Below are 10,307 nucleotides of genomic sequence, written 5' to 3' on the forward strand. Positions count from 1 at the left end.
TGCGAGGACAATTGGTATAATTGGCCTGAGCCGGCGGGAGCACCCGGCCGACATTGGGACACCGCAGATCCGGCGTTCACCCTGCCAGCAGCCGCAGCCCCTGGGTCACGTCAGACCGGACCGCCAGCCGCAATCCCGGCTCATCCCCCGCCTTCAGCGCGGCAATGATCAGCTTGTGGTTCTGCGGCGGCTCGGTCCGCCGCAACCGCCCGTAGAGCGCCCGCATGGTCGGGCCCAGCTGCAACCAGACGGTCTCTGCCATGGCCAGCATCGCTGGCGCCTGCGCCCGCAGATAAAGCGTCCGGTGAAACTCCAGATTGGTGCGGATATAGCCCACCGCATCGCGCTTGGAGATCATCTCGGCCACATTGGTATTTATGCTTTGCAACCGGTCGATCAGGGCAATATGCGCACGCGGCAGCGCCCGGCTGGCCAGCTCCACCTCGATCAGCGCGCGCAGGGCCGCCAGTTCTTCGATCCGCTCGTTTGTCAGCTCCGGCGTCGACACCCGGCCCGAAGACGACAGGAACAGCGCCCCCTCAGCCACCAGCCGCCGTACCGATTCGCGGGCCGGCGTCATCGACACATCAAACTCGCGACCAATCCCCCGCAGGGTCAGCGCCTCCCCTGGCGTCATCTCGCCATGCATGATCCGCGTGCGCAAGCTACGGTAGACCCGATCATGGGCGGACCCTGTGGGCGGCTCGGCGGTGGGGCGAACGGGATTGGACATGAGGTTCTTGTGATCACAAAACCACGTCACGTCAACAGCTCTCACAGCGTGAGGCCCTGAGCCCTCCCCCGCGCGCGCCGGCGCCGTCAGAACCGGTAGCGATGCAGGTTGTTGCCTCCGCTGCGCAGCCAGCCACGCGCCCCGTCATATGGCCCGTAAAGCTCTCGGACGATGGCCCAGAAGGCCGGTGAGTGATTCATCTCCGCCAGGTGGGCCACCTCATGCGCCGCGACGTAGCGCAGCACCTCCGGTGGCGCCAGGATCAGCCGCCAAGAGTACATCAGCGCGCCATCGGAGGAACAGGATCCCCATCGCGACCGCGTATCCCGCAGGCTGATCCGGCAATAGCTGCGGCCCAGCGCCGCCGCATATTGATCCGACGCCGCCGCCAGCCGGTCGCGGGCCAGCTCTTGCAGGTAGCGCTGGATGCGGCGCCCCGGCCCCGCCCCGTTCACCGCCCCCGGCACCGCCAGTTGTCCCGGCTGCAACAGCAGGCGACGCCCGGTTCCAGCCACCACCCGTCGCGGTTGCCCGTCAATGGGCAGCAGGCTGCCATAGCCTACCTCTATGGGATCCGGGTGCCGCGCCAGATGGCCGCGGATCCAGTCTTCCTTTTCCTGGGCAAAGGCCAGCGCCTCTCGCTCTGGCACCCGCACCGGCAGCGTCAGCGTCACCCGCCCGTCCAGCCCGGAGATCCGCAAACTGATCCGCCGCGCCCGCGCCGAGCGGCGCAGCGTCAGCGGAACCGGCGGATCTCCGGGCAGGTGATGATCAGCCATGGCGACCTCCCCTTTTGGCAAAGGCTTTGACAGCACCCGGCGCATATGGCAAGGCACCTGAATCGTCGAACCGACTCAGCAGAAAATCAAGGGGATCCACATGCCCAATGAAGAATGGGGTGTAAAGCGCGTTTGCCCGACAACCGGCAAACGTTTTTATGACCTGAACAAGAACCCGATCATCAGCCCATACACTGGCGAGGTGGTCGAACTGAACAACGGCAAAAGCCGGATGATCGAAGCCGACGCCGAAGACGCGGCAAGCCGCAAGGCCAAGGAAAACACCGACGGCGATGACGCGGTGCTTGATGATGCAGATGACGTCGATCTGGATCTGGGCGACGACGTCCTGGATGACGATGACGACGAGGACAACGTCTCGCTTGAAGATATCGCCGACGTCGCCTCTGAAGACGACGATTCCTAAGGCCACACGACCCTTGGGGGAGGTGCTGCCACCTCCCCCGGACAGCCAGAATTAAAGCCGAAATTCAGCTGCCAAAAAAATCTCGGACGATGGTGCATTTTCCGCTTGCGGCCCGCGCCAGCCTCCCTTAAATCACCGTCACACACCGCGAGACGGAAACGAAACGCGGCGGTTTGGGGCCTTAGCTCAGCTGGGAGAGCGCCTGCATGGCATGCAGGAGGTCAGCGGTTCGATCCCGCTAGGCTCCACCAAACCCTCTCTGAAATGAGTAAGATGGCGTGGCTCACTCCACAGCGTGAACTGGCTCATCTGTGCCGCACGGTGCTGTTTTCACTCAACAATCACTGCCGCATTGATCCGCACCCTGGGGCAGAAAGATCGCCTTGCAGTCCTTTCTCCTGTCAGAACGGGGGGGCGGCAAATGGGCGACCATCTCCTCGTTTTGCATTTTTGGCAGCGCATAATAGACCCTGAGCCGAAGACCACGGCCACAGCACAACCACCATCCGCTCATGACGCCCGCCGCACGCGACGATGGCTTGAAAAGATGTGCTGCGAGCAGATATGCGGTCACGCGGCGTGGTCACCTTGCGGTCATGCCGATACTCAGATCGGGCACCGTGCGCCGCGCGAGCGTCAGCACCCCATGCCCTCGCGCCGTGTCAGGCCGCGTGCAGATGCCCGATGTCGCGGCGCCTGAGGGATCGACGTGCAAGATCGCCATAGGCTCCGCGCACGCGGCTACGTCCGGGCTCGCCGGTCAACCCATGCACCGCAGCGAGGTCGGGGAACAAGGTCAGCAGCTCTCGCATATCATCGACCGAAAGGCCTCGGATGGCCTCGGGGCCGGGCCAGAAAGTTTCGGTCGCGATGCCTTCGGCAAAGATAACCTCATGTTGCTCGGTCATCAGATGCACATAGGTGACGGGTGCGTGATGCGCGATCTGGCAGGTGAAGTCTGGATCCGCTTCGGCCAGCAATTTCGACGAGATGAACTTTTCGTCGCGGGAATGATCCGGCATCAGGGCGCGATCACTGACAATCAGGCGATGCTGGGGTGACAGCAGCATCGGACGCTCGGGCGAGAGGATCCCACCGGGGCGCAGGCAATAGGGACGCAGATGCGGGCGCTGCAGCAGCTCAGCCGAGCTGAGATGACGCTTGCCGACCCAGATCACCGGCTGAAAGCCGTTGTCAGCGGTTTGCAGCAGATCGCCGACCCGGATCTGACCGGCCGGAACCGCCCCCCGCCGCGTTGCAAGCAGGACATTCGGGGTAAAACAGGGGATCCCCGCTGAATATAGCTGATTGTGGCTGCTCATCTGCGCGGGGGTAACCCCCTGCAGCACCAATTGTTCACCCCCCGGAAAGGTCAGCAGGGCATTGCCGAAACCATCGTCGGAAACGACAACATCGCTGGTCATGACCGCGCCGCCGACTCCGCTGCCACCAGTCAGCCCCGAAACATCCAGCTGATCGTTGTAGAAGCCATTGCCATCGTCATCGTTGAGATCGAAATCGCCGACGGTATCAACGCCGCCCGCCTGGGTGAGGATCAGCCGGTCATCGCCGGCGCCGCCGATGATCGAGTCCTGGCCGCTACCCAGCGTGATGGTGTCATCCCCGGCACCGGCATCAATATTGACACCGGCATTGTCAACCGAGGCATCAACCACATCGCCCTGGTTCGTCAGGGTCAGCCGTTCAATCTCGCTGAAGGTGACCGTATCGGCGCCGTCGGTGATCTGCCCCGCTTCAAACCCGGTATAGGTGACCGTGACACTGCTGGTGACTGCTGACATGTCGATGTGGTCGGAGTCATTGCCGGCCTCACCGCCCGAGATCGTGTCATTGCCAAAGCCGTCCGACATCTGGAACGTATCGGCATCCGCTTCGCCATACATCTTGTCAGCGCCGCTGCCCCCGACCAGCAGGTCGTTGTCATTGCCGCCGTACATCGTGTCGGCGCCATCGCCGCCTTCCAGCGTGTCGTTGCCATCGGTTGCGACGATGCTGTCATCGCCGGTCCCGCCCACCAGGCTGTCGTCACCGGCCGAGTTGCGCAGGGTATCATTGCCTGCACCCCCGATCAGCGTGTCATTCCCGAGGCCGGTGGTCAGGCTGTCGTCGCCATCGCCGCCATCAATGTAATCATCCCCGTCACCACCGGAGATGGTGTCGGCCCCGAGACCACCCATCAACGTATCGTTGCCAATGCCGCCGTCCATGACGTCGTTGCCATCACCGCCGTCGAGGCTGTCGTTTCCGGACTCGCCATACATCAGGTCGTTGTCAGCGCCGCCAAGCAGGAGGTCGCCGTCATTGCCCCCGTACATGGTGTCGTCGCCAGCACCACCTTCCAGCGTGTCAAAACCGTCGGTCGCAACGATGCTGTCGTTGCCAACCCCGCCGACCAGGCTGTCATCGCCGGCCGAGTTGTTCAGGGTGTCATTGCCCTCGCCGCCGATCAGCGTGTCGTTGCCAATTCCGGTGGACAGCTGGTCATCACCGGCACCACCTTCGATATAGTCATCGCCGTCACCGCCGGAGAGGGTATCGCCCCCCTCGCCGCCAATCAGGGTATCCGCGCCGACGCCGCCATCCATGACGTCATCGCCATCACCGCCCTCCAGATGGTCGTCCCCCTCCTCGCCCATGATGGAGTCATTGCCGCCCTGACCATAGACAATATCATTGCCGTCGCCCGCCAGCACGGTATCGGCGCCCTGTTCGATGATCGTGGTGACCGGATCGTCCAGAATATCACCCGATAGGGTAAAACCCGACAATCCGACACGGGTCTGCAGGGTGAACTCGATCGACGAACGATCTTCAAAGGAGGCAGAGAACCAGGAATCCTGATCCGTATAATCGTTCAGTTCCGAACCGGTGGCCTTGACCACATTTCCGTCGATACCCGTGGTCAGCGAGGAATCGGAGGAAATACCAAAAGAGGTGAAACTGTTGCCATCGATGATCACCGCCTCGGCGTCGCCGGTTTGACTGTTGTCATCAATGTCGTTGAAGGTCGCGGTCGAGTTCAGATAGACCGTTTCACCGGTTATGGGATCAAAAAACTCCAGCCGGAATTTGGCCTGATCCCCCGGCTGGTTCCCGGTCAGGAGGATTTCCGCGCCGGCGGTATAGCCGAATTCAACCGACATATTGGCGTTGGATTTTTCAAGCAGGATCAGCCTGCCGGAGATGCTGGTGCCATCCTCAAGCTTGGCGATATCCCTGAAAATCGCATAGTTCCCGACGGAGCCGGTGCTGCCGTCATGGACCACGCTCTGGATATTGTTGATGTCGAGCGTCAGCGGTGATGCGTTTGCCCCCTGCGCAAAACCGTCCCCCATGTCGCCATAGATGACGTCATTGCCGAGGCCCCCGTCGATGACATCGCTGCCCTCCTCACCGGCAACGGTATCGTCTCCCTCACCGGCATCCATGGTATCGTCACCGGTGGTGCCGCCCATTCTGTCATTACCCCTGCCACCGACAAGAGTAGCAAGGAGATCTTCGAGCCAACTTGGACGGGGCATGGCGGGTATCAATCCTTAGCTGATCAAAACGCAGTATTCATGACCAGTGGGAACGGACCCATGGCCAATGGTATCTACACATACCAAAGCCAATTTAGAGGTCTTGCGATAAAAAAGAGTAAACTGGCGCCGAAACGCGTGTTCCAGCCGTAAAACGGCCCGCCCGAACCGATATCCGGCCCGATCTCCCAGCGTCACTTTGCAACCGCTGAAAGCCAGCGCCGAAACCGTTGAAACTATGGTTTCATCAGCTCCTTGATGCCACCGATAAATGTGGCGTCATCCTGCTGATGCCGCTGATCCAGAAGCGCAACAGCATCTGGCCCGGCCCGAAAGCGCAGACGGTCGCCGCTGTCATTGGCGGCCTCCCAGATCACTTCGGCGACGGTTGCGGGGGCAGACGGGCTGGAGGCCAGCCTGCTGAACACCCGCCCCATGGCCTCAGCCGTGGGCGCATAGTCAGGCAGGCTGTCATCCAGTGCAAAATCAAAGGAGCTGCCACCGAAATTCGTCCTGATCATGCCCGGCTCGACAATCCGAACCCGGATGCCCAGCGGTTCCAGTTCGTAATGCAGCGCTTCCGATAGACCTTCGACAGCGAATTTTGTGCCATGATAAAGCGTGCCGAGCGGGAATGTGATCTGTCCGCCGATGGAGGAGATATTGATGATCTTGCCTGACCGGTTCTCCCGCATATGCGGCAACACGGACTTGGTCACTTCCAGCAACCCGATCACATTGGTGTCGAACTGGCGCCGGATCCGCTCCATCGAAAACGCCTCAAGCGCGCCATAGGCGCCATAGCCTGCATTGTTGAGCAGCACATCAATTCGGCCAAAACACTCAATGCCCTGTTTGACCGCCGATGCTATCGACGCCGGGTCGGTCACATCCAGCCGCGCCAGATGGACGTTGTCGAGTGCCGCCAGCTCGCCCGTGCTGTCGGGGCTTCGCATGGTCGCGATGACATTCCAGCCCTGCGCCTGAAAGTGTCTGGCAGTGGCTTCGCCTATACCCGACGAGGCGCCCGTAATCAGAATGGTTTTCATAGTCGCTCTCCTACAGGGGTTCTGCGTGAACATCTCTTCGATACCGACGCGCGTTGTGACATGGCGGGTGATGTGGTGAGGCACCGGCTCGTCGCCTTTTCCATCATGGTGCATCTCCCCTCTGTTGAAGTTCACAACCATCACTGATGCCACAATGCTCTCCGGCCCGCCGTTATTCTTTCTCGATTATCCAGAATACTTGCCTGATCCTCCGAAACTTGTGATTTCTGTTATGTAGAGACCTCACCGACTGCTATGTCCGAAGCAGCCCTGGAGGAAAAGCTGCATGGCCAAGCAGAGTCTATACGCACAGGTGACCGCGATACTGGATCGGTCGGGGGTCAGGGATGGCGCGATACACCACGACGCCAGCAACACGCATATGCTGCGCCTCCACGCCAGCACAGGGCTGGAGTCGACCGTCTACAGACCTTTGTTATGTCTGATTCTGCAGGGCGCAAAATCCGTCGGCTCAAACCACAGAAGCCTCACCGTCAGCGCGGGCCAGTCCCTCGTGGTCAGCCATACACTCCCGGTCATCTCGCGCATCACCCAGGCATCGGCCGAACACCCCTACACGGCACTTGTCTTCCCACTGGACCTGGATGTGCTGCGGTCTCTGGCATCTGCGGTGCCGCCCGCCTCGACATCCACTCCTTGCGACCCGTTTTCGATCTGCCTGTGTGATACCGATCCCGGCCTTGAGGACGCCCTCTCGCGCTATCTCAACCAATGCGAGGGGGCTGAGACAGCAAAAGTGCTGGCCCCGATCACCGCTCGCGAAGTCCACGCTAGGTTGCTGATCGGGCAGCACGCGGCTGGTCTGCAACGGCTGCTCTGGCACCAAAGCACAGCAAGCCGCATCCATCTCGCAACCCGTGACCTTCAGGCAAATCTCTCGCAGACAATCGCAATCGGTGAGCTTGCCGACCGGATCGGCATGAGCAACTCTGCCTTCTTCGAACAGTTCAAGGCCGTGACCGGCACATCCCCGCTGCAATACCAAAAGGATCTGCGCCTTCTGAAAGCCCGCGACGCGCTCAGGTCAACCGATGCAAAAGTGTCGGAAATAGCTTTTTCCGTCGGCTATGAGAGCTCGGCGCAGTTCTCGCGCGAATACTCCCGCAAGTTTGGCAGATCTCCAAGGCAGGACCGCGATACCGCGACGCCGACCTAGCCCCCCTGTCTCGCCGCGGGCTGTCGGACAACAGTGGGAACACTGAAATGCCCATGCCGCCTGGATCAGATGATCTCATCCTCGTCGAACATGGGATCATCCGCGAGCTGTGATGAATGATCATCCATGGCATTCTCGGCCTGTTTCATGGATTGAACGCGCGCTAGATGGAACACGGCGTCACCTTCGTTCACCACCGGCAGTACCGCCCGCCCCACGATGATACCATCGAACGGCGCGACGACCTCGGTTTCTTCTTCGCCAAAGGGATCAGACACCACCCCCAGTACGTCGCCCTGGCGCACCGGATCGCCGTCTGCCTTCAGGCTGCGAAACAGGCCACCCATCGGCGCCCGCAGCCATTTGCTGGACGGGCAGAACTGCGGGCGCGCCTTGGCGGGCGCCACGCCGCGGGCGGAAATCATCCCCAATGATTTCATCACCCTGAGAATGCCCGCCTGCCCGGCGCGCACCGAAACCTCATCAAATCGCAGACCCTCACCCGCCTCATAGAGCAGAACGGTCTTTCCCAGCTCCTTTGCCGAGTTTCGCAGGGATCCCTGTCGTATCGCCGATTCCATGATGATCGGGGCGCCGAAGACATCCGCCATCTCCCGTGCCACGGCATCCTCCGGCGACACGCGCACCTGCGGATAGTTGATCCGGTGGATCGCCGCCGAGTGGAGATCGATCCCGACGTCAGAGCGCGACACGATCTCCTTCAGGAACAGATGCGCAAGACGCGCAGCAAGCGATCCGCCCTCGTTCCCAGGGAAAGAGCGGTTCAGATCCCGCCTGTCGGGCAGATATCTGGACCGGTTGATGAACCCAAAAGAGTTCACAATCGGGACCACAATCAACGTGCCCTTGAGGCCCCGCAACGCAGGTGATTTCAGCAGTCGCCGTACGATTTCGATGCCAATCACCTCGTCGCCGTGCACCCCTGCGCTGACGAAGACAACCGGTCCCTCCGTTTTGCCATGAACGACATGGGCTGACATATTCACCGGCGTATGGTCTGACAGTGAACTGACAGGAAGATCAACGGTGCGCCGGGTGCCGGGCGGGATCAGCTCCCCGCCGATATCAAACCCCGGGCGTTTGATCATTAGCCCTTGCCCTTCGTTTTGGTTTTGCCGGGTTTGGCGTTCTTCTCGATGAACTCGATCATCTTGCCAGCAACATCAAGACCGGTCGCCTTTTCAACGCCTTCCAGTCCGGGGGAGGAATTCACCTCCATCACCACCGCCCCGTGATTTGCACGCAGCATGTCGACACCACAGGCATTCAGACCCATGGATTTCGCAGCCCGCACGGCGGTTGAGCGTTCTTCCGGCGACAGTTTGATCAATTGCGCCGAGCCGCCACGATGCAGATTGGACCGGAATTCCCCCTCGGCCCCGGTACGCTTCATCGCCGCGATGACCCGTCCCCCGATCACGATCGCGCGGATGTCGGTCCCGCCGGCTTCCTTGATGAACTCCTGGATCAGGATATTCGTGTCGGTCGCACGAAACGCTTCAATGACCGATTTCGCGGAGCGATTCGTGTCGGCCAGAACAACGCCAAGCCCCTGTGTCCCCTCCAGCAGCTTGATCACCAGAGGCGCACCGCCCGCAAGCTCCAGCACCTCTTCGGTCTGCTTGGGATCATGAGCGAAGGTCGTCACCGGCAGGCCAACCCCGTCGCGGGCCAGAAGCTGCATTGAGCGCAGTTTGTCGCGCGACCGCCCGATCGCCACGCTCTCGTTCAATGGGTAGACACCCATCATCTCGAACTGGCGCAGAACCGCCATGCCATAAAAGGTGACAGAGGCCCCGATCCGCGGAATGACCGCATCGTAACCTTCCAGTTTTTCCCCGTTGTAATAAATCTCCGGGCGCCGCGACGCGATGTTCATGTAGCACCGCAGCGTGTTGATGACGTGGATCTCGTGACCGCGTTCCTCGGCGGCTTCCACCAGCCGTTTGTGGGAATAGAGATTGGCGTTTCTGGCGAGCAACGCGATTTTCATGAGTTTTTCCTTCTGCCGACGATTGCGGCTGCTGGTTTCGGTGCCGTCAAATTGCGCTTGGCGGGGTTCACCAGGATGGAATGCCCGCGCAGGGCCGTGCGCCCCACGATCATGCGGAATTTCATCTCGGTACGCTCGGTCAGCGACAGATCGATCTTCCACAAGCGGTCCGATATCCGAAATCTGGTCCGGATAACGATCCGGGTTTCCGGAATGCCGCTGGTGTTCTTGATCTCGCGCTGATCATGGATCGGAGATTCCACATCGGTGTCGTGTGAATCATCGTCGAACCGTGTGTGAAAACGAACCCAGGGAACGCCATCGCGTTCGAACGTCACAATATCTGTAGCATGAAGCGCCGATGTGCGCGCACCTGTATCGATTTTCGCCTTCAGGTTCGTAAGTCCAAGAAGCGGGAGATCAACCCGTTCCTGCCAGCCGACAACGAGCATATGAATCGTCTCCTGTTTCCATAGCTGCCCCTGTTATGACAGCTCCCGAATGATTAGCCAATTGGGGTAGCGGACTGTCAGAACGGTCATTTGCAAATGAACAGCGAGGGTTATGAGCATCCACAAGGGGTGTC

Annotated in this window: 9 protein-coding genes and 1 tRNA gene; 3 read left to right on the plus strand and 7 right to left on the minus strand. The window is 60.7% G+C overall.

The genetic code is table 11. The features are described from left to right. Window positions 1-76: 76 nt before the first annotated feature. Together VXL81_RS17750 and VXL81_RS17755 are read right to left on the minus strand one after the other, a co-directional pair. Window positions 77-733: a GntR family transcriptional regulator gene (locus tag VXL81_RS17750; protein ID WP_416555461.1), complete on the minus strand. Its 657-nt coding sequence runs from the start codon at window positions 731-733 to the stop codon at window positions 77-79. Window positions 734-819: 86 nt separating this feature from the next. Further along, on the minus strand, window positions 820-1,512 hold the full coding sequence (locus VXL81_RS17755; RefSeq protein WP_416555463.1) for a M48 family metallopeptidase: 693 nt from the start codon (window positions 1,510-1,512) through the stop codon (window positions 820-822). Between the two features lie 100 nt (window positions 1,513-1,612). Between VXL81_RS17755 and VXL81_RS17760 the strand changes: the two genes are divergently transcribed. Further along, window positions 1,613-1,939, plus strand: coding sequence for a TIGR02300 family protein (locus VXL81_RS17760; protein WP_416535560.1), 327 nt, complete (start codon window positions 1,613-1,615; stop codon window positions 1,937-1,939). A gap of 175 nt (window positions 1,940-2,114) precedes the next feature. Further along, window positions 2,115-2,190, plus strand: a tRNA-Ala gene (locus VXL81_RS17765). Window positions 2,191-2,601: 411 nt separating this feature from the next. On the opposite strand, the gene VXL81_RS17770 is transcribed toward VXL81_RS17765, so the two are convergent. Next, window positions 2,602-5,481, minus strand: a complete 2,880-nt coding sequence (locus VXL81_RS17770; RefSeq protein ID WP_416535561.1) for a Hint domain-containing protein — start codon at window positions 5,479-5,481, stop codon at window positions 2,602-2,604. Between the two features lie 236 nt (window positions 5,482-5,717). After that, the gene (locus VXL81_RS17775) at window positions 5,718-6,530 is read right to left on the minus strand and encodes an SDR family oxidoreductase (RefSeq protein ID WP_416555465.1); all 813 of its coding nucleotides are present in this window, start codon (window positions 6,528-6,530) and stop codon (window positions 5,718-5,720) included. Window positions 6,531-6,816: 286 nt separating this feature from the next. Between VXL81_RS17775 and VXL81_RS17780 the strand changes: the two genes are divergently transcribed. Beyond that, window positions 6,817-7,707 (plus strand): AraC family transcriptional regulator N-terminal domain-containing protein, encoded by an 891-nt coding sequence (locus tag VXL81_RS17780; RefSeq protein WP_416538194.1) that lies wholly within the window; start codon window positions 6,817-6,819, stop codon window positions 7,705-7,707. Window positions 7,708-7,772: 65 nt separating this feature from the next. Here VXL81_RS17780 and VXL81_RS17785 read toward each other — a convergent pair whose 3' ends face one another. Genes VXL81_RS17785 through VXL81_RS17795 form a run of 3 tightly spaced genes read right to left on the minus strand, consistent with a single transcriptional unit; the run spans window position 7,773 to window position 10,173 of the window. Further along, window positions 7,773-8,816: a succinylglutamate desuccinylase/aspartoacylase family protein gene (locus VXL81_RS17785; protein ID WP_340546657.1), complete on the minus strand. Its 1,044-nt coding sequence runs from the start codon at window positions 8,814-8,816 to the stop codon at window positions 7,773-7,775. After that, on the minus strand, window positions 8,816-9,721 hold the full coding sequence (gene rimK, locus VXL81_RS17790; protein WP_340546656.1) for a 30S ribosomal protein S6--L-glutamate ligase: 906 nt from the start codon (window positions 9,719-9,721) through the stop codon (window positions 8,816-8,818). The genes VXL81_RS17785 and rimK overlap by 1 nt, the downstream gene beginning before the upstream one ends. Next, window positions 9,718-10,173: an ATP-dependent zinc protease gene (locus VXL81_RS17795; RefSeq protein WP_340546655.1), complete on the minus strand. Its 456-nt coding sequence runs from the start codon at window positions 10,171-10,173 to the stop codon at window positions 9,718-9,720. The genes rimK and VXL81_RS17795 overlap by 4 nt, the downstream gene beginning before the upstream one ends. Window positions 10,174-10,307 lie beyond the last annotated feature (134 nt).

The sequence above is a fragment of the Phaeobacter sp. JH204B genome (assembly GCF_048055755.1).
In the GTDB taxonomy this organism is placed as follows: Bacteria; Pseudomonadota; Alphaproteobacteria; order Rhodobacterales; family Rhodobacteraceae; genus Phaeobacter; species Phaeobacter bryozoorum.